This is a genomic window from Geobacter hydrogenophilus, assembly GCF_018501225.1.
Lineage (GTDB): Bacteria > Desulfobacterota > Desulfuromonadia > Geobacterales > Geobacteraceae > Geobacter > Geobacter hydrogenophilus.
Genome location: NZ_JAHCZI010000014.1, coordinates 77,005 through 97,476 on the forward strand (window position 1 = coordinate 77,005; position 20,472 = coordinate 97,476).

At 57.9% G+C, this 20,472-nt stretch carries 19 protein-coding genes and 1 pseudogene; 7 read left to right on the forward strand and 13 right to left on the reverse strand.

The window, feature by feature from the left end; all coding sequences use genetic code 11:
• Positions 1–122: 122 nt before the first annotated feature.
• The 4 genes from KI811_RS16530 to KI811_RS16545 form a co-directional block, all read right to left on the reverse strand.
• Positions 123–2,456, reverse strand: coding sequence for a heavy metal translocating P-type ATPase (locus tag KI811_RS16530; protein ID WP_246551825.1), 2,334 nt, complete (start codon positions 2,454–2,456; stop codon positions 123–125).
• Positions 2,457–2,548: 92 nt separating this feature from the next.
• The gene (locus KI811_RS16535; protein WP_214187576.1) at positions 2,549–4,201 is read right to left on the reverse strand and encodes a mechanosensitive ion channel family protein; all 1,653 of its coding nucleotides are present in this window, start codon (positions 4,199–4,201) and stop codon (positions 2,549–2,551) included.
• 117 nt (positions 4,202–4,318) lie between these two features.
• A complete protein-coding gene (locus KI811_RS16540) occupies positions 4,319–5,482 on the reverse strand; it encodes a cation:proton antiporter (protein ID WP_214187577.1) in 1,164 nt (387 codons plus the stop codon).
• 31 nt (positions 5,483–5,513) lie between these two features.
• On the reverse strand, positions 5,514–6,995 hold the full coding sequence (locus KI811_RS16545) for a potassium channel family protein (RefSeq protein ID WP_214187578.1): 1,482 nt from the start codon (positions 6,993–6,995) through the stop codon (positions 5,514–5,516).
• Positions 6,996–7,932: 937 nt separating this feature from the next.
• On the opposite strand from KI811_RS16545, the gene KI811_RS16550 reads away from it, so the two are divergent.
• From KI811_RS16550 to KI811_RS16560, 3 genes are all read left to right on the forward strand, one after another.
• Entirely contained in the window at positions 7,933–8,709 is a 777-nt protein-coding gene (locus KI811_RS16550) for an IclR family transcriptional regulator (protein ID WP_214187579.1), read from the forward strand.
• Between the two features lie 108 nt (positions 8,710–8,817).
• On the forward strand, positions 8,818–9,126 hold the full coding sequence (locus KI811_RS16555) for a DUF485 domain-containing protein (RefSeq protein WP_214187580.1): 309 nt from the start codon (positions 8,818–8,820) through the stop codon (positions 9,124–9,126).
• A 14-nt stretch (positions 9,127–9,140) separates the two neighbouring features.
• Positions 9,141–11,120 carry a solute symporter family protein gene (locus KI811_RS16560; RefSeq protein ID WP_214187581.1) on the forward strand — a complete coding sequence of 660 codons (1,980 nt, stop codon included), beginning with the start codon at positions 9,141–9,143 and terminating at the stop codon, positions 11,118–11,120.
• 103 nt (positions 11,121–11,223) lie between these two features.
• Here KI811_RS16560 and KI811_RS16565 read toward each other — a convergent pair whose 3' ends face one another.
• From KI811_RS16565 to KI811_RS16600, 8 genes are all read right to left on the reverse strand, one after another.
• Entirely contained in the window at positions 11,224–13,119 is a 1,896-nt protein-coding gene (locus KI811_RS16565; RefSeq protein ID WP_214187582.1) for a potassium transporter Kup, read from the reverse strand.
• Positions 13,120–13,160: 41 nt separating this feature from the next.
• Positions 13,161–13,580 (reverse strand): glycosyltransferase, encoded by a 420-nt coding sequence (locus KI811_RS16570; protein ID WP_281875461.1) that lies wholly within the window; start codon positions 13,578–13,580, stop codon positions 13,161–13,163.
• 234 nt (positions 13,581–13,814) lie between these two features.
• Positions 13,815–14,222 carry an antitoxin Xre/MbcA/ParS toxin-binding domain-containing protein gene (locus tag KI811_RS16575; protein ID WP_214187583.1) on the reverse strand — a complete coding sequence of 136 codons (408 nt, stop codon included), beginning with the start codon at positions 14,220–14,222 and terminating at the stop codon, positions 13,815–13,817.
• A gap of 79 nt (positions 14,223–14,301) precedes the next feature.
• A complete protein-coding gene (locus KI811_RS16580; protein WP_214187584.1) occupies positions 14,302–14,718 on the reverse strand; it encodes a hypothetical protein in 417 nt (138 codons plus the stop codon).
• 25 nt (positions 14,719–14,743) lie between these two features.
• Entirely contained in the window at positions 14,744–15,268 is a 525-nt protein-coding gene (locus KI811_RS16585; protein WP_214187585.1) for an HNH endonuclease signature motif containing protein, read from the reverse strand.
• Entirely contained in the window at positions 15,265–15,633 is a 369-nt protein-coding gene (locus KI811_RS16590; protein WP_214187586.1) for a hypothetical protein, read from the reverse strand. Before KI811_RS16590 ends, KI811_RS16585 begins: the two co-directional genes overlap by 4 nt.
• Before the next feature lie 26 nt (positions 15,634–15,659).
• A complete protein-coding gene (locus KI811_RS16595) occupies positions 15,660–16,856 on the reverse strand; it encodes an Arm DNA-binding domain-containing protein (protein WP_214187587.1) in 1,197 nt (398 codons plus the stop codon).
• Positions 16,849–17,088, reverse strand: coding sequence for a hypothetical protein (locus KI811_RS16600; protein ID WP_214187588.1), 240 nt, complete (start codon positions 17,086–17,088; stop codon positions 16,849–16,851). Before KI811_RS16600 ends, KI811_RS16595 begins: the two co-directional genes overlap by 8 nt.
• Positions 17,089–17,243: 155 nt before the next feature.
• Between KI811_RS16600 and KI811_RS16605 the strand changes: the two genes are divergently transcribed.
• The 3 genes from KI811_RS16605 to KI811_RS16615 are packed head-to-tail and all read left to right on the forward strand — an operon-like array spanning position 17,244 to position 18,325.
• Positions 17,244–17,495: a helix-turn-helix domain-containing protein gene (locus KI811_RS16605; RefSeq protein ID WP_214187589.1), complete on the forward strand. Its 252-nt coding sequence runs from the start codon at positions 17,244–17,246 to the stop codon at positions 17,493–17,495.
• Positions 17,496–17,529: 34 nt separating this feature from the next.
• Complete coding sequence (locus KI811_RS16610) at positions 17,530–17,844, forward strand: integration host factor subunit alpha (RefSeq protein WP_309298923.1); 315 nt, start codon at positions 17,530–17,532, stop codon at positions 17,842–17,844.
• Positions 17,810–18,325 (forward strand): SOS response-associated peptidase, encoded by a 516-nt coding sequence (locus tag KI811_RS16615; protein ID WP_214187590.1) that lies wholly within the window; start codon positions 17,810–17,812, stop codon positions 18,323–18,325. Before KI811_RS16610 ends, KI811_RS16615 begins: the two co-directional genes overlap by 35 nt.
• A gap of 75 nt (positions 18,326–18,400) precedes the next feature.
• Here the strand turns inward: KI811_RS16615 and KI811_RS16620 are convergent.
• A pseudogene (locus tag KI811_RS16620) lies at positions 18,401–18,720 on the reverse strand (transposase); the annotation flags it as partial.
• 296 nt (positions 18,721–19,016) lie between these two features.
• On the opposite strand from KI811_RS16620, the gene KI811_RS16625 reads away from it, so the two are divergent.
• Positions 19,017–20,447, forward strand: a complete 1,431-nt coding sequence (locus KI811_RS16625) for a DegQ family serine endoprotease (RefSeq protein ID WP_214187591.1) — start codon at positions 19,017–19,019, stop codon at positions 20,445–20,447.
• The last annotated feature ends 25 nt before the right edge of the window (positions 20,448–20,472 follow it).

A 20,472-nucleotide genomic window follows, 5' to 3' on the forward strand; every position in this document is an offset into this window, starting at 1 on the left:
GTGAATTTTTTGTTATAATACAAATGATTTGTACACAAATCAAATCCAGGTTCGCAACGGACTGGAAACACGAGAAAAAAGGTACTCCTTACGTGCGATGATGCTCGCGGGTTACCCTCGCCTCAGAGGCGCGTCGCGCGGAGCCTGAGGGCGTTGCTCACCACCGATACCGAGCTAAGGCTCATGGCCGCGGCGGCGATCATGGGGCTCAGGAGGATGCCGAAGACGGGGTAGAGGACGCCGGCGGCGACGGGGACTCCGACGGAGTTATAGGCAAACGCGAAGAAGAGATTCTGACGGATGTTCCTCATGGTGGCCCGGCTCAGGAGCCGGGCCCGGACAATACCGCGCAGGTCTCCCTTCACCAGGGTCACCCCCGCGCTTTCCATGGCCACGTCGGTCCCGGTCCCCATGGCGATCCCCACGTGGGCGCGGGCGAGCGCAGGGGCATCGTTGATTCCGTCGCCGGCCATGGCTACGATGTGCCCTTCTTCCTGGAGCGTTCTGACCTTGTCTGCCTTCTCCTCGGGCAATACCTCGGCGATTACCTCATCGATGCCGAGCTTTTCCGCCACCGCCCGAGCCGTGGTCCGGTTATCGCCGGTAAGCATCACGATTCGGATACCTTCCTCGTGAAGCAGCCCGATCGCTTCGGGGGTGGTCTTCCGGATCGGGTCGGCCACTGCGAGAATTCCGACCGCTTTCCCCTCGACCGCCACGAACATGGCCGTGGCCCCCTCTGTCCGCAACTGATCGGCCCGCTTTCTGAGCTCTCCCGGTTCGATGCCGAGTTCCTCAAGGAGTCGGGTGTTGCCGAGAGCGACGGCGACGCCGTCGACCCGTCCCGTGACACCCTTCCCGCTCAGCGCCTGAAACTCATCGACCTTGCCCGGCTCGACGCCCTGCGCTTCCGCGCCGGCTACGATCGCCGCGGCGAGGGGGTGTTCGCTCCCCCGCTCCAGGCTCGCGGCGAGAAAAAGGAGCCGCCCTTTGTCGATTCCCTGGGCATCGACCGCCGTGAGCCGCGGCTTTCCTTCGGTGAGGGTGCCGGTCTTGTCAACCACGAGGGTATCCACCAACCGCAGCGTCTCGATCGCCTCGGCGTTTTTGAAGAGGACCCCCAGCGATGCCCCTTTGCCGGCGGCCACCATGATTGACATGGGGGTGGCGAGCCCCAGGGCGCAGGGGCAGGCGATGATGAGGACAGCCACGGCGTTCACCAGGGCGTGCGCGAGGCGGGGCTCCGGCCCGAGGATTCCCCAGACGGCGAAGGTTATGCCGGCAATGATGACCACGGCGGGGACGAACCAGGCGGCCACTCGGTCGGCAAGTTTCTGAATGGGTGCCCGGCTCCGCTGCGCCTCGGCGACCATCTGGACGATCCGTGAGAGGAGGGTGTCCGCCCCGACCCGTTGGGCCCGCATGACGAGGGTGCCGCTTCCGTTCACCGTGCCGCCGGTCACCAGATCCCCCTTTGCTTTTTCCACCGGGATCGGCTCGCCGGTGATCATGGATTCGTCCACGCTACTCGAACCCTCGATAACCTCGCCGTCAACCGGCATCTTCTCGCCGGGTCTAACCCGCAGCAGGTTGCCCGGTTCCACCCGGTCGAGAGGGATATCCTCTTCGGAGCCGTTCTCCTTGACGAGGCGCGCCGTCTTGGGTGCGAGGCCGAGCAGCCCCCTGATGGCGGCGCCGGTTTGTGAGCGGGCCTTGAGTTCCAGCACCTGGCCGAGTAGGACCAGCGTGACGATCATGGCCGCTGCCTCGAAGTAGACGGCCACCGAGCCATCGGCGTGGCGGAACGAGGCGGGGAAGATGCCGGGGGCAACCGTTGCGGCGATGCTGTAAAGGTACGCCACGAGAACCCCGAGGCTGATGAGGGTGAACATGTTGAGGTTGAAGGTTGCCACTGATCGCCATCCCCGGACCAGGAACGGCCAGGCGCACCAGAGGACAACCGGGGTGGTCAGGGCGAGTTCCAGCCAGGTGCGGGTGTGCGGGGCAACAAGGGCGTCGAGGCGCACCCCGGGAATCATCCCTCCCATGGCGCTGGCGAAGACTGGAACGGTCAGGAGCAGCGCCACCCGGAAACGGCGCCGCATGTCAACCAGTTCCCGGTCTTCCTCTTCTTCCGCTGCCGGGGTTTCCGGTTCGAGGGCCATGCCGCACTTGGGGCAGCTTCCCGGCCTATCCTGGCGGACCTCCGGATGCATGGGACAGGTGTAGACGGCTCCCTGCTGTGGGGGCTCCGGTGCTGGTGATGGTTTTCCCTTTGTGTAGGCCGCAGGGTCGTTCCTGAACTTTTCAAGACAGTGCCCGCTGCAGAAAAAGTACGTGGTGCCGGCGTGCCCATGGGTGAATGTGGTTTTCTCGGGATCCACCTCCATGCCGCAGACCGGATCCATGGCATGGAGGTGAGGCGTCAAACCTTCCCTGGTTTTTTCGTGTCTCATCATTCCTCCCTGATGACCAGGCTTCGTACTGACGTTCTCCCTTCTCGGGGATCCCGTCCTGCCGCCAAGGGGTAGTTGAAGAAAGTGGGATGCTAGTCCCGCTTCTTCTCACCGACGTTCCTGATCCTGATGGCAGCCGGCTCATATCCGGCGGAACGGTACCCCTCGGGGATCGTTGCCGTGTTCCCGTCGCGCAGTTGGGTGTAGTGGGGCGACATGATCTCCACGCCCGCCTCGTTGAAACTGTCCTGAATGTTCTGGTGGAGCTCTGAGTAGATTTTCGCCATTTTGTGGGGCTGGTCGGTGTAGGCGTTGAGTTCGTAATTCACGTAAAAATCGTTCAGGGCGGTCTGGAACACGAAAGGCTCCGGCAGTTCGAGGACATGCTCTGTTCGGCGCGCCGCCTCCACGAGCAGTTCGTGGACCCGTTTCCAGGGAGCATCGTAGCCGATGGTGACGCTCGTATGGAGGATGAGACCATATTCCTGGGCGGAGGAACTGTAATTGGTGATGTGACTGCCGAGGACCATGGAATTGGGCACGGTTATGTCCACGTTTTTGATGGTCCTGATCCGGGTGACGAGGAGCGTTTTCTCCACCACGTCCCCCATGGTGTCGGCGATCTGCACCCGGTCACCGATCCGGAAGGCCCGCGTGTAGGTGAGGATCACCCCTGCCACGATGTTGGCGACGGCCGAGGTGGAGCCGAGGGAGAAGAGCACGCCCAGAAAGATGGATACCCCCTTGAATGCGGGCGATTCCGATCCCGGCATGTAGGGGAAGGCCACAACCGCCGCGAAGGCGATAATGAGGAACCGGACGATCTTGAAGGTCGGCTCCGCCCATTCGCTGAAAAAGCCGGGGATGGAAATGGTCCCCTTGCCGATTTCGGCGAAGACCAGCCTGATGAGCTTGAGTATGTAGTGAGTTACCAGGACGATGGCGATGATGAAAAACATGTTGGGAAGAGAGTCCCAGACGGCGCTGCCGATTGTCGAGAATGGCGCCAGGAGATAGTGGAGGAGCTTGGCGCCGAAGCCGTGGGTCCAGGGGAAGAGGCTGAATACCAGGGGGATATAGATGTAGAAGAGGAGCAGGGTGAGGAAAATCCGGCACCCCTTAGCCAAGGCTTTCAGGGCTGCCACGATCCGGTCGGCGTTTATGATCTCGAAGGCCTGGATCTTGAGTGTTCGGATCTTGGTCCCGCGCCACGAATCGAGCTTTCGGTACAGCGCCGGGAATAAACGCCCGAATACGATGAGAAGGGCCAGGAGAACCACTGTTGCAAGAAGGACGTACACGGAGTTCTTAACGATATTCTTTGTCTCGTATCTGCTCCAGTGCTCGGCAAGGGCTGCCCGGATTGTTGCCGCGCGCTCCCGGGCGAGACTCTGGTGGGTTTTCCTCTCCGCAGACGCATCCCGATCGGTGATAGTCATAATGGTGAGGTCGCCGGCTACGATGTCGGAAGAGCTTTCCCCCTCGACAACGTCGACGGTATCGCTGCGGAAAAAGGGATCGCTCGTAAGTTTCTGGAGCCGCTCCGTGATGATGCGCGCCCTGTCTTCGGGAGAAAAGGAGAGAACCCGTTCCCTGACTGAGAAGAGTTCCTTCCCGTCCAGCATGACCGGAGCCCTGGGCGTTACGGGGGGAGGTGCGTCCTTTTGCGGGGAAGCCGCCGCCCCGCTGGTGAAGAGAGCAATTACAATCAGGAAGTGAAGTGCGAACCGGAAAATTCTGAACATGAGCCACCCGTTGCGCGTCGTTAATGGGAGTAGAGCGAAGCCATCGTTTAAACTGTACCAGCAACAATGGCTGTTTCAACGGCGGGCCGGCTTTGAGGAGAGGGTTGAGGCGGGAAGCTACGTGGATTCGGGCGCGAGGCGTTTGGTGAGGACGCGGAAGAAGGACGGGTAGATGATGCTGGCGAAGAGGGCGGTGAGGACGAGGGCGCCGTTCATGGCAGGGGAAAGTATCCTCATTTTTTCGCCGATGGTGCCGGCAACGACGATCATGGAGAGAGGGGCCGAGATGAGAAGGGACATGCGACCCGCGTCCATGAACGAGATGCCGAGGGGCCGGGCCAGGAGCAGGAGCGGAGGAAGGTTGGAGGCCAGCACCGCCAGGGTGAGGTACAGGGCGGTGGTGATGGTTGGGGGGTACATGAGGAAGTCGATGTTGAACTGCCCCCCGACGCCGATGAAAAAAAAGGGGATGAAGAAGCCGAAGCCGACGGCGTTGATTTTCTCCTCGAACTTTCCCTTGCTCCGGAAGACGTAGCTGAAGATCATCCCCGCGATGAATGAGCCGAGAATCGGTTCGATCCCCGCCAGCGATGCCAGTAGTCCTCCGGCAAAGGCAAGGGTGATGACGGTCCGGATCCCCTCCTCGACGGGGTCTTCGCTCTCCATGACCATCCGTACCCGTTCCGGATTCCACCAGACAAGCACGTAGAGAACCTTGAGGACCACGAAGGCGAGCCCGAAGAGGACGGTCAGCTTGACCAGTTCCATGCCGGCCATCATGGTGAGCCCGTGCTTGTGGTAGGCGTCGATGAAGGTCAGGACCAGGATCGAGAGGAGTTCACCGGTAAGTGATACGCCGACGATCTGTTGCCCCAGGGGGGTCTTGATGAGCCCCAGTTCCCGGAGGACGGGGATGACGATGCCGCCTGATATCATGGCCACCGACACCCCGAGATAGAACGGTTGCCCCAGGTAGACGAATACAAGGGGAGTGATGGTGAAGGAGAGGAGGGCGACGAGCACGTACCAGACGCTCTTGCCGCTCTTGCGGATCTGGCGCAGATCGAGCTCCATGCCTGCGATGAACATCAGGTAGATGAAGCCGATCTCCCTCAGGAGCTCGAACCATTCCGGCACCCTCTGCCGGAGGATCAGATTGAACAGCACGACCCCGAAGACTATCTCCAGGGCCGCCGACGGGATGCGGAAGCGCCGTCCAAGAAACGGGATAACCATGGCCCCGCAGAGGATCATGAGAAAGGATGTCTGGTTTTCGAGCATAACGTTGCCGGTTCGTTCGTTTCACCCGTGGTTAAATGGCGGATTGAGCAGATGGTATCAGAAGGGTCGTCACTGGTGCACGCTTAACCGTATGCCAGCAGACGTCGGGACGGAAAACTCTCCTGAAGAAGTTGTCCGTGCGCCAGCTTCCGATGCTGGCCACGGTCATGTCAAAGGAGTCAAGGGACTCCCGGAAGGCCCGGATCGGGTTGCCCTCCAGCTGATTGATGGCGACATTTTTCTTGAACAGCAGAGCCAGGTCGGGGACGGTCTTTTTCATCATTTCGAACTCGCGTATCTCTTCATCCGTGGCGATATAGGGGGAGAGGGTGGCGAAGAGGGTGGTGATTTCGAAATGTACCGATGACGACATCTCGAGAGCGGTGCCCAGTGCCTGCTGGAGTCCCGGATCGTCGAAACAGGGTACCGCGATCTTCTGGTACGGAAAGGTGCCGCGGGCAAGGAGAAGCGGCGCGCCGGCTATGCGGGACAGTTCCATCATCATGAGCTTCTCGGACCGTTCGCTGATGAAGGAAAAGAGGACCCCAACAGGGCGGGGAGGCGCGAGCATGACCAGAGCGGGCCGGGCGCTGTGGCGCTTCATGATCCCCCCGATTGCCATGGATGGTAGCAGGGGGGTTGCCTCAACTATCGGCGGCTCGGAGCATCGTTCGTCCACCCGTTTGAGAAGCTTCTCCGCACGGCTCGTCGCTTCAGGTGGATGAAAAATGAGCAGTTGATTGAGGGGGAATGTGTCGAGAATGTAGACTACTTCCTCCAGATACCGGTCGCCCTCCATTCCGCTCAGGTAGACGTAGAGGGCGTCGCCGTATTCGCGGGGAAATGCCTCGAAACGGAAGGTGAGCATCTGGGCGATGGTATTGATGGCCTGGGGATCTCCGAGAACGATGACCTTGTCATGGGGCTTCAGGGTAACGGCACCGGTCGGTACCACGATCTGTCCCTCGCGATAGATAATCCCAATCCGCCAGCGCTGGGGCCTGAGGGAGGCGAGGGGTTTGTTGACCAGTCGGGAGAAGGGGTGGACCTCCACCTCAAGAATTTCGTTTTTGCCGATTCCTATCCCATGAACGGCCTTTGTCTTGAGCTCGAGGCGGTTACGCAGGCCAATGGCGCTGACGGTGAAGATGCTCTCCACCTCGGCACCGTAGCGTTCAAGTTCGGCGATTCCCTCCTGGGTGATGCCGAGGGCGATGACCCTCTGTACCACGAAATGCTCGGCAAGAAGGCGTGCCACTTCGATGTTTACCCGTTCGCTGGTGGTGCAGATGACGATCGTGTCGGCTTCGCCGATTTGGGCACGTTCAAGCATGAGGCGGCTCGTGGCATCGCCCTGGATAAGGGTTGCCGCTTCGCCGTAGATCTGGCGGGCTGCCTCCAGGGCTTCAGCCCCCAGATCGATGCAGACGAGGGGGATGTCACGGGACAGCATGGTTATGAGGGGGCGGCCCACGGTGCCAAGGCCAATGATGACAAAGCGGGATTCGGCCATTACCAGACAACTCCTTCGAGCGGCATTTTTTCGGGCGGGTTCCGACGCCTTTGAAATAATAACAGGTTTTTTCCGCGAAATCTCAGAGCCGAAATCCAGCAAAAGATGCCTGCAATCACTACTGGCCGGTTAATGGTTGAATACATTCCGTATTGAATACACCATTTATTTATTTTAAATTGTTTTTACAAAAAATGTTTGCATACAAATCAAAAGGTGTTATATTCGGTTGCAAGTTTAACAGGTGGTCATCACATGCCTCAGTATTACTGCTTTAAAAATCAAGTATTTCAATTTGTTGCTTTCTGAAAATCTGGTGATGAAGTTTTGCGGTTTGACTTTGACGGGCTGGGTAAGGCATGGGTAAAAGAACTCTCCTCATAGTGACGGGCATCATTTCTTTATTCTTTGTCGTCCTGGGAATGAGAAATCCGGATCTGAACCGCTCAGCGGCGCCGAAGCCGCGTCCCCGGGCCGTCATCGAGAGCATTGCAAAGACTTCGGACAGGGTTGTCGCGCAGCTTGATTTGACTGCCGTGGCGCTGCCCGTAATCGTGTCCTACCCCTCCCCACTAATATCGGATATTCCGTGGATTCCTGACGTTTATCCCTCTCCTTACCCCCCTCTTCTTACATCCCATTCCTCACGAGCACCACCTCTCTCGTAGTTTTGCCAGGCTGATCAGCCGAATCGTATCTTAGATTTCATCGTATTGCCAATGGACGGACGGCTGTACGTGCCGGGCTCGCCGGTATGCGCGGACGGTTCACTTCTCTGTGTGTTGAGTCATGGAGTGAGTGGAGGCGGGTCTGGAGCAATGCTCTGTTACCCGTGACTCCGGCCTTGTCCGGCCTCTGTCGCCTGCATCAAGAAATGCGTAAGGCGGTGCCTGGATTCAGAGAGTATGAATTCTACAAGAGAGTGAGGTGAACACGCATGCGAAACGGCAAATCCGCAGGACCTGTCTATACGATACAGATAGTCAGCAATGCACTTGACATGCTTGAGTTGCTGGCCATGCGGCCGGTTAATCCGTCGCTTGGACGGCTGGCAGAGTCGCTCAACCTGTCAAGGAACAAGGCATACCGGCTTCTTTCAACCCTGTGCGACCGGGGCCTTGTGGAACAGGACCCGGAAACTGGCACCTATGCCATAGGTGTTGCGGCATTGGAACTGGCTCAAAGGTTGCTCCGTCAGGCTCCTGTCGTGAACCACGCCCATCCGATCATGGAGGACTTGGCGAGAAAGCATGATGAAGCCGTTTATATGACGGTTATGCGTGGTGATGACGTTGTGTTTCTCGACATGGTCGATTGTGAACGTCAGGTGAAGGCCACGTCCCTGATCGGCCGGCGTTTTCCCTATTTCACGAACGCAGCCGGCAAAGCCATCAAGGCCCTTGAGGGAGCCGATCCACTGAACCTGCTGAAAAAACGGGGCAGAAAAAACAAGTTGCTCGATGTGGGGACCTTGCTGGAGGAACTGCACGAGATCCGCCACAAGGGTGTAGCCGTCGACTGCGGCGGTCTCGGGGAAGGGATCGTGAGCGTTGCCGTGGCAGTTCGGGACTATGCCGGAAAAGTGGTCGGAGCGATCACGATGCTCGTGCCATCGTTCAGGGTAGTGGCCGATAGGCTGGAGAGCGAGATTATCCCATCTCTGAGGGAAGGGGCGGCCCTGCTCTCCATGAAGCTGGGACACGGACCATGCTGAAGGCCACGCCAAATAGTGTGAAAGGAGGTGGTGACGCGCAGAACACAACAATGGGGAGCGGGACGCCGCTCCGGTACCAATAAAAAACAGAGGAAAGGAGTAACTCCCATGGCTGAAAAACAGTACGACTGGGGCGCAATCGCCAAGAATCCCAAGTTTGTCGAACTCCACCGGAAGAAAACGACGTTTCTCGTCGGTTGGTGGGTATTCTCCACCGTCTTCTACTTCCTCCTTCCGATCGGCGCGGCTTATGCTCCCAGTCTCTTCAAAATCAAGGTCCTGGGCCGGATCAATTTCGGCTATCTCTTCGCCCTCTCCCAGTTCTTCGTTTCCTGGGGGATCGCCATGTACTACGCCCATGTGGCCAACAAAGACTTCGACCGGCTCACCCGCGAGTTGGTGGAAGAACTGAAATAGGAAGGAGGATTGCGATGAGAAAATGGATTGCCGGCATCACCCTAGCCCTCTCACTGGGTTCGTTCGCCTTCGCTGAAGAGCCCGCCAAGACCACCGCTGCCCCCGGCGCCCCTGTTGCGGTCTCCGCCCCGGCCGCCGCCTCGGCACCGGCGGCAACTGCCCCCGCGGCTACAACCGACGCCGCCAAGGCAGCTACGCCGGCACCGGCCCCTGAGGGCAAGAAGCTCAAAGCCAACCCGATGGTCACCATTCCGATCTTCCTGATCATAATCGCCGTCACCATGTCAGTCGTCGTCTGGTCGGCCAAGCGGACCAAGTCGGCCGCCGACTTCTACACCGCCGGTGGGGGCATAACCGGCACCCAGAACGGCTGGGCAATCGCGGGCGACTACATGTCGGCAGCGTCATTCCTGGGGATTTCGGGCATCATCTCCCTCTATGGCTATGACGGGTTCATGTATTCGGTGGGGTGGCTCGTGGCCTACATCACGGTGCTCCTGATCGTGGCGGAGCCGTGCCGCAACGCGGGCAAGTACACCCTGGGTGATATCCTCTCCTTCCGCACCGAGCCGAAGCCGGTCCGAGCCGTGGCGGCCCTGTCGACGGTAACCGTTTCCACGTTCTACCTCACCGCCCAGATGGTCGGTGCAGGGAAGCTCATGCAGCTCCTCATAGGCATACCCTACAAGTTTGCCATCATCGGCGTCGGCATCCTCATGGTTGGCTATGTGGTGTTCGGCGGCATGACCGCCACTACCTGGGTACAGATCATCAAGGCCGGCCTTCTCATGTCTGGAGCGTTTCTCCTTTCCATCCTGGTGGCTGCAAAGTCGGGGTTCAGCCCGTTCCAGTTCTTTAATGACATCGCCACCAGCTCGAACATCATCGAGCACGTCCAGAAGACGGTTCTCAAGGATCCCATCGCCGTGGCCGGTTTCGACTACGGGCAGCGCTTCCTTGAGCCTGGTCTTTTCCTGAAGCAGCCCCTCGACCAGATCTCCCTCGGCATGGCCCTCGTGCTCGGCACCGCCGGCATGCCCCACATCCTGATGCGCTTCTTCACCGTGCCGACTGCCCAGGCTGCCCGCAAGTCGGTTATCGTGGCCATGTTCATCATCGGCTTCTTCTACATTCTGACAACACTGCTCGGCTTCGGCGCCGCCCTCCACGTTACTCCCCAGGCCGTTTCCAAGGTCGGTAAAGGTGGCAACATGGCCGCCATGATGCTTGCCCAGCAGTTGGGCGGCGACATCTCTCCGTTCATTGGCGACCTCCTCCTGGCCTTCCTCTGCGCCGTAGCCTTCGCCACCATCCTCGCCGTCGTGTCGGGTCTAGTTCTGGCCGCCTCCGCCGCCATCGCCCACGACATCTACGTGAATGTCATCAAGGACGGCCACGCCGACCAGCACGAGCAGGTCATGGCCGCCCGGGTCACCTCCCTCTGCGTTGGCGCCGCCGGCATCGTCATCGGCATCGCCGCCGAGAACCAGAACGTCGCCCACCTGGTGGCCCTGGCCTTCGCCGTTGCCTCCTCGGGCAACCTGCCGGTCGTTGTCATGTCCCTCTTCTGGCGCAAGATGAACACCGCCGGCGTCATTTCTGGCCTCGTGGTGGGCACAGTGGCAGCCATCGCTCTAGTGATGGTCTCCCCCAACATGACCTACCCGAAAAAGATTGCCGCCGACGCTCAGAAGGTGGTTACGGTTCTGGAGAAGAAGCAGGCCGACGGCGCGGTCCTCACCGAAAAGGAGATGAAGGATCTCGACAAGGCCAGGGCCGACTACGAGAAGAACAAGGATGGCAAATCCATGCTCGGTCTGGATAAGCCTCTCTTCGCCCTGAAGAATCCGGGCATCATCTCCATCCCGCTCGGCTTCATCGCTGCCATCGTCGGCTGTCTCGCCTTCCCGAGCCGCCGCGCGGAGGAGATGTTCGACGAGATCTACGTCCGCCAAAACACCGGCATCGGCATGGCCAAGGCCATCGACCACTAAGAAGCACACCGCACAGAATCAGAGACTGCTATCGGGGGAAGGGAAACCTTCCCCCTTTTTTCGTGCGTTCCACCACAAGGGAATGCCGCCCGTTATGCCTTGCTCAGATCTCCACCTGCTGACCCAGTTCCACCACTCGGTCAGCCGGGAGGTTGTAAAACGCCGTGGCCTGGAGGGCATTGTGTGCCATGAAGGCGAAGAGCTTTTCCCGCCAATGGGGCATCCCGCTGACCTTTTCGGTGGGGATCAGGTTTTCGCGGCCCAGGTAAAACGTGGTCGTAGCGGGATCGGTGACGAGCCCGAGCGGAAGGCACTCCCGTAGGATGACCGGCACGTTGGGGCTCTGCATGAACCCGTAGCGCACGATAAGCCGGTAAAATCCCTGTCCCATCCGTTTCAGGTCGATCCGCTCGGAAGCAGATACACGGGGGACGTCTTCCGTCAGGACGGTGAGGATCACCACCTGCTCGTGGAGAACCTTGTTGTGCTCCAGGTGATGAATGAGGCTGGGGGGGGCGGGATAGAGCCTTCCCGACATGAACACGGCGGTGCCGGGCACTCGTTGGGGAGGCTTTGCAGCAAGCCTTTCGAGAAATGCCGGCAGGGGTGTCGCCTGGGCAAGCAGATGGGACGTGACGAGCTCCCGCCCCCGGCGCCAAGTGATCATGACGGTAAAAACCGCCAGTCCCGCTGCCAGTGGGACCCATCCCCCGGTACCCACCTTAAGGATATTCGCGCTGAAAAATGCCAGGTCGACTGCCAGAAAGAGCGCCGTAATCCCCGCGACGGTAACGGGAGGCCAGTGCCAGCGCTCACGCATTACAAAACAAACCAGAAGGGCGGTAATGACCATGGTGGTCGCAACGGCCACGCCGTATGCCGCAGCCAAACCGCTCGAACTGCCGAAGCCGGCCACAAGTGTGATGGTGGCGAGCATCAGTGCCCAGTTGACGGCCGGGATGTAGATTTGCCCGATCTCCTCGGACGAAGTCTGAATGATCCTCATCCGCGGGCTCAGCCGCAACTGGACGGCCTGCCGGGTGAGGGAGAAGACGCCGGAAATGACCGCCTGGGAGGCAATAATGGTGGCCATGGTGGCGAGAAGGACCAGGGGGTAGAGGGCCCAGGTGGGGGCCAGATGGTAGAAGGGCTCCGTTGCCTCGGAGGGGTTGTTCAGCAGCAGCGCTCCCTGCCCGAAGTAGTTGAGCAGCAGCGCCGGCAGCACGCAGCCGAACCATGCCAGCCGGATGGGGAGCCGGCCGAAATGTCCCATGTCCGCGTACAGGGCTTCTCCTCCGGTCACCACCAGGAACACCGCTCCGAGAACCTGAAAGGCGCTCCAGCCGTCCCGGATCAAAAAGCGGATGGCGTACAGCGGGTTCAAGGCGCCGAGGACCTCCGGGGCCATGGCGATACCCCTGATTCCGAGCAGGGCGAGCACCGTGAACCAGAGGACCATGACCGGTCCGAAGATCGCGCCCACGCGGGCCGTGCCCCGGTTCTGGATGAGAAAGAGCAGGACCAGGATTACGATGGTGAGGGGAACGATGTAGGGCTGGAACAAGGGGGTTGCGATCTTGAGCCCCTCGACGGCGCTCAGGACCGATATGGCCGGGGTCAGCGTTCCGTCCCCGTAGAGCAGGGCAGCGCCGAAGAGGCCGAGAAAAACCAGGATCTTTCGCGGTGACCGGTTTTCATCACCCCAAGGATTGAGCAGCGCCGTCAGGGCCAAGATGCCGCCTTCGCCCCGGTTGTCGGCCCGCAGGACAAACACCAGGTACTTGAGGGAGATTATGAGGAGCAGGGCCCAGACGATCAGAGAAAGAACACCAAGGATGTTGTCGGGGGTGGCGGGGTGGGGGGGCTTGCCGTGAAAGCACTCGCGCACGGCATAGAGTGGGCTCGTTCCGATGTCACCGTAGACGACTCCCAGGGCTGCCAGCCCCAGTCCCAGCGACTGGCGAACAGTGCCGGTATGTACCGTGTCGTTATTTCCCACAAATACCCGTTTGTTCAGGCAGGAACAACGCCGCTACGGCGTCAGTTTCCGGCAAGCTGAAACTTCGGTCGAAACTCCGCTAACAGGTCGAGATACTCCTGCATGAGTCGGGCGAGGAGGAAAGAGCGTCGCACGCTCTCCCGCGCCCGTTGCCCGATTTCGCGGCGCAACCGGACGTAGCGCAGCAAATCTACGATCCGGTCGGCTGTTCCCTCTTTGGAGGAGACGAGAAAACCGTTGATGACGTCAGCGATCTGTCGGCGAATACCGCCGACGTTGCCGCCAATCACTGGCGTTCCCTTCCACATGGCTTCCGCCACCGTGAGACCGAACCCCTCCCGGAGCGACTTCTGGAGAACCACTGCCGCCCTGCTCTGGAGGGCGTTGACAAGGGCCGTGTCCTGTCGCTCAGGATGATGTAATGACTTGAATACAAAGAATACCAGGCAACACCCGGTCACGCAAAGAGAGGGAGGGCAAGCCGCCGGCGCAAGAGGGGGGATGCTGAAGTGTCGGAACTGCGGCTCTGTCAGGCGTGGCGGTTGAGGGGAATGATAAATCCTGTTACTGTTAACGGAAACTGAATCGTGCCGTCTTGCGGGTCAGGGGAGGATTCTCCATGAGTTTGTTAAAGGGTCGGTGTCGGCGAAGGACCACGAGTAGAGGGCAGAAATCGGGCCGACAACCGCTTGTTTTCAGCTATGAACACCCTGCTCGATCCTTCCGAGAGTGTCGAGGACCACGTGGATACCGGTGCACGTATTCATGAGTGAAATCGGCGTATCGTAGCCGATGGCGAGAATTGGAGCCTTGAGCCATTTCACAGCGCTGTCAAAACTCCCCAGAACCGCCGTTGCACGTTTCACAACGAAGATGATCTGCAACAGGTGATTGCCAACTCGAAGTGGCAGCTTTTGGTCTTTCCCCAGATGACGTATCGTAACCCACGGAACTTTCAGAAGGGTACACAGTTCCTGTGGTGAAATCCCTATCAAATCCGCAGTACTCAAAAGCAGTTCACAGCTGACGCCCTCTCTCAACATCTCCAGCATCGAGTAGCTGGAGTGAAATTCCAGGAATATGTCCGATTCCGATTTATTCATATGGAGCCTCCACCTGTTGTTCAAAAGAAATGGCGCATCGCACCCTGTTAACCGGGTACGATGTGCCATTTTGAATTGATTACTCCCAAACGTACGATATATCGAAGCCATACATTTGCTGGACGTGTTCGATGAATATCTCGCTGATCTCCACTTTATTGCCGTTCTGTGCATCAATAAGGGAAAAGGCGAAAAGCCGCCCAAGGGCTGGACTGAGGAGGCTGCCGAAGAACTCATCGAGCCCCGCATGATCGCTGGGTGGAGCTTCATGACGCTGGCTTGCCCACTCGTCCGAAACGGTTTCCGCGCATGCACGGTAGATGTAAGCGGGTACCGGGCGTGAGTTTCGTTCCCATTCCTGGATTCTGTGGCTTGGTGCCGGCTTTCCGTCCAGGCCATGACAGTGGATTCCGAGGAGCCTTCCGTAGCTCTTGTAGGTCCTTTTCAGTGCCTTGCGTATTTTCCTGATATCAAGCTGCGGTTGTTGTCTGTTCATGGTGTTTCCCCTTTCTCACTATTTATCAGCAGTGCCGCGGACCCGGTACAAAGACCTCGCTCTGGTACTTGAGCATAATATTCTCACGGTGATCGAGGTACTCGTCCGGAGTAATCGTCATTTTCAACCGTTTCAGTTCGGCGTGCATCTCTGTATGTGCTGCTCTGGACATGCACAACAGGTTATCTACCCTGTTGTTCTCCCGATTTTCATCGCGGTGGTGGATGATGCAGCCGTCAGGAACCCGGCTACCGTGGTGTCGTTCCCAGGTGACGATATGCTCCATGCGCTGATAGAGTTGCCGTGTTGTCGCGTCATAAACCCTCAACTGGATATACCCATCCTTTGTCGTGTGATGACTGGCTTTGTCCCACAGGGGGCTGCTGCTTGGGATATATGGTTTTTCCTGACGCTTACGCTTGATTTTCCAGCGGTTGCTCAGCAGATTCCGGGAAAAATAGCCCGAACATTGGCGGTTGCAGTGACGCTGGGTTGAAGACGCATCCGGATTTTGCCAGCCGCAGTGCATGGTGACGAGTTGGGTTTTCATTCGGCACTCCCGATGATATCCGTGTTTACATGCCCCTCTATGAGGCCAAACTTGACGAGCACATCCCTGCCGACCAGTTCAAAGAGGGGAAAGGAAACGGTCAGGCGGCGATTCCGGTTCACAAGTTGGATCTTGAGGATGAATTCATTGCAGAAATCTCCAACCTCGTTACCAGGGATGACCGTTGCATTCTGTTCTAGTTGGCGCCGTCGACCGAAACCATATATGGCGTTGGCAAGGAACGACTCTCTGTCACGCATCATGAAGCGGAGCCAGTCCCGGGCTTCCTCACGAGTCAGTTGATCGTGTGTAATCTTGAGGTTTTCATCTATCCAGGTCACTCTTGTCGTATCGATGTTTGTCATGGCTGTTCTCTCCTTGCGATGTGCTGTTACGGCTGTGAATATGTTACTGCCGGCTGAATGCGGGATTCGAGGAGCCTCTCGATGGCGGAGCCATCATTGCGGGTAATGTTCGGGACAAATCTTGAGTAGACGGTGAACAGCATCCTGGTGTTCACATGCCCCATCTGGCGGGCTATCCACTCGGGATTCTCGCCGGCGGCAAGCCACAGGGTGGCAGCTGTATGGCGAGTCTGGTAGGGTCGGCGGAGGTTCATGCCCAGGCGGCGGAGGGTAGGAGTCCAGACCCTTTTGGTGATATTTCGATGTTGGAGAGGGGAACCGTTTCGGGTGCAGAACACGTATTTGCTTAGACCACGGGTAACGGTATGCTGTTCCCTGAGGGCCTTGTAAACCAGTGATGACATTTCTATTGTGCGGACAGATTCCGGGGTCTTGGTTGTGTCATCCCGGCCGTCGACAACGGTTTCCCTGATGAGGATCTGCCGGCGCTCGAAGTCAACGAATTTCCATTTCAATCCGTCGATTTCGGCCGTCCGCATGCCGGTGAAAAATCTGACCGTGTAGTAGTTTTTGAAGTCGGGCCTCACGTTCTCAATGAACCTGAGTACTTCCTCTAGCGAGAAGGGGTCGACATCCGACTTGGGGACACGGAGCTGTTTTATTCCGATGCATGGTGTGGTAAATTCAAAACGGTCGGCTGCTTCTGCCAATATCATGCGTAATGTCGTCATGATATGATTGATCCGGTCAGCTGAGAGCGCTTTCTTTCCGTCTTCAACTTTGCCGAGTGTGGAACGGAACTTAAGGACCTCAGCCTTGGTGACGCGGCCGACCTCTTTTTCGCCGAACGCCGGGAGCAGGTGCCGGTTCATGTTTGTTATGACTGTCTTCCTGTAGGAGTTTTTCCATCGTACGCAGTTTTCTTCGTACCACTCTGCTGCAAACTTCCTGAACAGTGGGGACGAGCCGTTCTCATTTCTCTGGTCGTCTCCGTCAGTAGCTTCTGCGCTGAACTTCTGCAGCATCGGTGAGTTGGGGAAGTAGCTCGCGTAGTCGAAGGTCCCGAGTGTTATCTCGGCCTCGATCCGTTTGAGTACCTTCTCCATGTTCTTCCTGTTCTCCTTGGTGTCAGGTAGAGTTGTCTGCTCCCGGCATCGAGCTCCCTGGTACCGGAAGTCGAACATCAGCAGACCATTTTCCTTTCTCATTCTGATACTACCCATGGCAAATCCCTCCTCTCGCCAGCGGAATCATCGGCATCTCCTCCCGTGACTCCTTTGTCATGTCCCGTTCGATCGTCTCCCAGATGAACAGAATTTTCCTTCGACCGAACGGTCGGATGTAGTGGATTCCCTCAAGGAGGACCGAATCTTTGAGGTATTCACGGATGTAGCGGGGTTCGTAGTGGAGTCTGCTTGCCAGTTCCTCGGTGGTGATGTACGTCTGAGTTGCCATGAGTAACCTCCTGTATTGTTTTATGGTGTAATCATACCACGAATAATTATGCATGACAAGAATAATATGTATTGTGGAAATAATTATGTTTGAAGAGAATGGATATGCTTGTTATGATTGGACTTTGAAAGATAAACTTTAGGTATGGGGGGTGTATGATCCGCTTCCGATTGAAAGAATTGATCTCCAACGAGGAGTTCAGGGCGGGGAAAAGAATAACTCTGGGGAGTATTGCAGAGGCTACGGGGATAAAACAACCGACGTTGTCGCGGATTGCCGGAACACGAGGCTACAACACGACTACCGATAACATTGACAAGCTGTGCCGGTATTTCAGTTGCGCTGTGGGCGACATTATGGAATATGTCCCCGACGAGGAGGTAATGGGGGAGGGGGAGAAGGTTTAATTTGGGCTAGAACTGTCCACTACATGAGGAACCCATGACAAAAGCTGACATCGCAGAAATCATCTCCGGCAGACTCGAACTTTCCAGAAAGGAGTCCGCCGAGCTCGTGGATGCTCTCCTCGAGGTGATCAAGAAGGGCCTTGAGAAGGACGAAAAGGTGAAGATATCGGCCTTTGGAAGTTTCGAGGTGAAAAAGAAGGGCGACCGACGAGGCCGGAATCCTCAGACAGGGGAGGACCTTACTATCGAGGCCCGCGCGTGCTCTCCTTCAAGCCGAGCCCAATACTTCGCAACGGCATCAACAAGTAAAGCCTATGTGCGGCCGCTTTACCCTTGCTCTCCCCCCTGAAATGCTGGCCGAAGTCATCGGCGAGATCGAGCAAGGGCGCATCCAGCCCCGTTACAACATCGCCCCGACCCAGCAGGTGGCCGTTGTCCGCCAGGACGCTGGTGGCCAGAGGCACCTTTCGTACCTTCGCTGGGGCCTCATTCCACCGTGGGCAAAGGATGTCTCCGTCGGCAACCCCATGATCAATGCCTGGGTCGAGACGGTCCACGAGAAACCCGCCTTCCTGCATGCCTTCCGTTCCCGGCGCTGCCATGTTTTTGCGTCTGGCTTTTTCGAATGGGAAAATAAAAAGGGGAGGAGACAGCCGCTCTATATCTGCATGAAGGACGGCGGTCCCATGATCTTCGCCGGCCTCTGGGAGAGCTGGAAATCCCCGGAAGCGGAGATCATCGAAACCTGCACCATCCTCACCACAAACGCGAACAGCCTCATCAGGCCCATCCACGACCGGATGCCCGTCATTCTCGGAAGGAGCGACTGAGACACTTGGCTCTCCCGCGACGCAAAGCGGTAGCAGCTTCTCCCGCTTTTCCAGCCATATCCTTCAAATCTCCTTGTAGTTCGGATGTATGGTGGTTCTGCCGTCTATGGAGGATCTCCTGTTGGTGGTGTTCTGGGCCAAGTGCGGCGTGATCTTGAGCCTACGCTGCTCTTTGACGAATGATTCTGTGTCGTAGCCTTTGTCCCTACCTAGAGTGATCCGTCGGGCGTCCTTGGCAACTGCTGCACCATGGCCTTTGCTGCGTCGCGTTCACCGGAACCGGTTGCGGTTGTCACCTTGGTCCTGATAATGAGGCCACTGCGATTCTCCAGCAGGGTATGTCCCTGGTAGCAGAGCTTGGCTTCTATATTCTTCCCCTTGTGGTAGGGCCGGGCTGTCCATGATAGTCACCCCTGTCAGCCCGGGCCCTAGAGTTGAGGCTGAACATGACGACTATGGTGAAGAGCAACGCAATCTAGAGCCTCTTGGTCTGTGAGTATTCGACCCGATACATAATTAAGGATATCCCTCTCGTTCCATGGGCAACAGTTGTGAGCGGCGTACTTTCCTCCCAACTAAATCGTGTTAAACTTTTGTAGCTTATCCCTCATGCACGAGTATGGTGGGGGGACTATCTCACATAGAGATACGGCGTAGGGTCTCCATGGGTTTTCGTTCAAGGAGGAACACCATGAAGCATTGGACGCTGAAATCCGCTGGCAAAATATCCCTGCTGATAGCTCTTCTCCTGATCTCGCTGATTTTCCTGGGGGGATGCGACGGGAGGAGCAAGACCGAGTTCGTCGGGTTCCCCCAATCATTTGCTGACCTCTCCGAAAAAATCAGACCCGCCGTGGTGAACATCAGCACCACATCAACCGTCAAAATACCAGGCAACCCCTTTAGGCACTTTTTCGGCCCCGAGGAAAATGGGCCATTCGGCGATTTCTTCAAGAATTTTTTCGGTGACATGCCCGACCGCGAGATGAAACAGCAGAGCCTCGGCTCCGGGATCATCATCGACAAGGACGGGTACATTGTCACCAACAACCACGTGGTGGATAACGCCGAGGAGATAAAGGTCAAGCTCTCTGACGGCAGAGAATTCAAAGCCAAGGTCATCGGAAGGGATTCCAAGAGCGATCTTGCGCTGATCAAGATATCCTCCCCCTTCAGGAATCTCCCTGTTCTCCCCCTTGGCGACTCCGACAAAATGAGAGTTGGTGATTGGGTGCTTGCCGTGGGCAACCCTTTCGGCCTCGAACACACCGTGACCCAGGGGATCATCAGTGCTACCGGGAGAGTGATCGGCTCCGGGCCCTACGACAATTTCCTCCAGACCGACGCTCCCATCAATCCGGGGAACAGCGGCGGCCCGCTGGTCAACCTCAAAGGGGAGGTGATTGGGATCAACACTGCCATCGTTCCCGGCGGGCAGGGGCTGGGCTTTGCCATCCCGAGCAGCATGGCCAAGATGGTGCTCAAGCAGTTGCAGGAGAAGGGGAAAGTGGTGCGGGGATGGCTCGGCGTTACGATCCAGACCGTGACCCCCGACCTGGCCGCCTCCTTTGGCCTCAAGGAGGCGAAGGGGGCCCTCGTTTCCGACGTCATGGAAGGGGGACCGGCCGCCAAAGGGGGAATCAGGCGAGGGGATATCATTCTTTCCTTTGACGGTAAGAATGTGAAGGATTCCATGGAACTGCCACGAATCGTAGCAGAAACGCCAGTCGGCAAAGAGGTGGATGTCACGGTGCTCAGGGAAGGGAAAGAGGTGCATTGCAGGGTGAGGGTCGAGGAACTCACGGAACAAAAAATTGCCGCCCAGACCGAGGCCCCGACGCAAAACTTTGGAATGAAGTTTGTCGACATCACCCCCAAGGTGCGGCAGCAACTCGGGATCAAGGAAAAGACGGGAGTTGTTGTTGCCGGGGTGGAGCCGGGGAGCATCGCCGATGATGCGGGTATCCAGGCGGGGGACCTCATCAAGGAAGTGAATCGCAAACCGGTTAGGAACCTGGCAGAGCTGAGCAGTGCCCTTGAGAAAGCAGGAAAGGGGCAACCGGTCCTCCTGCTGCTCAATCGGCGAGGGCAGACTTTCTACGTGACGCTGGAAGCTTCGTAGGTTGCACGGGCCTCGCAGGGAGTAA

What these genes read in the sequence shown, in the direction of transcription:
- KI811_RS16530 (WP_246551825.1), bottom strand. Translation starts at nt 2,456, where the DNA reads ATGAGACACGAAAAAACCAGGGAAGGTTTGACGCCTCACCTCCATGCC.
- KI811_RS16535 (WP_214187576.1), bottom strand. Translation starts at nt 4,201, where the DNA reads ATGTTCAGAATTTTCCGGTTCGCACTTCACTTCCTGATTGTAATTGCT.
- KI811_RS16540 (WP_214187577.1), bottom strand. Translation starts at nt 5,482, where the DNA reads ATGCTCGAAAACCAGACATCCTTTCTCATGATCCTCTGCGGGGCCATG.
- KI811_RS16545 (WP_214187578.1), bottom strand. Translation starts at nt 6,995, where the DNA reads ATGGCCGAATCCCGCTTTGTCATCATTGGCCTTGGCACCGTGGGCCGC.
- KI811_RS16550 (WP_214187579.1), top strand. Translation starts at nt 7,933, where the DNA reads ATGCGAAACGGCAAATCCGCAGGACCTGTCTATACGATACAGATAGTC.
- KI811_RS16555 (WP_214187580.1), top strand. Translation starts at nt 8,818, where the DNA reads ATGGCTGAAAAACAGTACGACTGGGGCGCAATCGCCAAGAATCCCAAG.
- KI811_RS16560 (WP_214187581.1), top strand. Translation starts at nt 9,141, where the DNA reads ATGAGAAAATGGATTGCCGGCATCACCCTAGCCCTCTCACTGGGTTCG.
- KI811_RS16575 (WP_214187583.1), bottom strand. Translation starts at nt 14,222, where the DNA reads ATGAATAAATCGGAATCGGACATATTCCTGGAATTTCACTCCAGCTAC.
- KI811_RS16580 (WP_214187584.1), bottom strand. Translation starts at nt 14,718, where the DNA reads ATGAACAGACAACAACCGCAGCTTGATATCAGGAAAATACGCAAGGCA.
- KI811_RS16585 (WP_214187585.1), bottom strand. Translation starts at nt 15,268, where the DNA reads ATGAAAACCCAACTCGTCACCATGCACTGCGGCTGGCAAAATCCGGAT.
- KI811_RS16590 (WP_214187586.1), bottom strand. Translation starts at nt 15,633, where the DNA reads ATGACAAACATCGATACGACAAGAGTGACCTGGATAGATGAAAACCTC.
- KI811_RS16595 (WP_214187587.1), bottom strand. Translation starts at nt 16,856, where the DNA reads ATGGGTAGTATCAGAATGAGAAAGGAAAATGGTCTGCTGATGTTCGAC.
- KI811_RS16600 (WP_214187588.1), bottom strand. Translation starts at nt 17,088, where the DNA reads ATGGCAACTCAGACGTACATCACCACCGAGGAACTGGCAAGCAGACTC.
- KI811_RS16605 (WP_214187589.1), top strand. Translation starts at nt 17,244, where the DNA reads ATGATCCGCTTCCGATTGAAAGAATTGATCTCCAACGAGGAGTTCAGG.
- KI811_RS16610 (WP_309298923.1), top strand. Translation starts at nt 17,530, where the DNA reads ATGACAAAAGCTGACATCGCAGAAATCATCTCCGGCAGACTCGAACTT.
- KI811_RS16615 (WP_214187590.1), top strand. Translation starts at nt 17,810, where the DNA reads ATGTGCGGCCGCTTTACCCTTGCTCTCCCCCCTGAAATGCTGGCCGAA.
- KI811_RS16625 (WP_214187591.1), top strand. Translation starts at nt 19,017, where the DNA reads ATGAAGCATTGGACGCTGAAATCCGCTGGCAAAATATCCCTGCTGATA.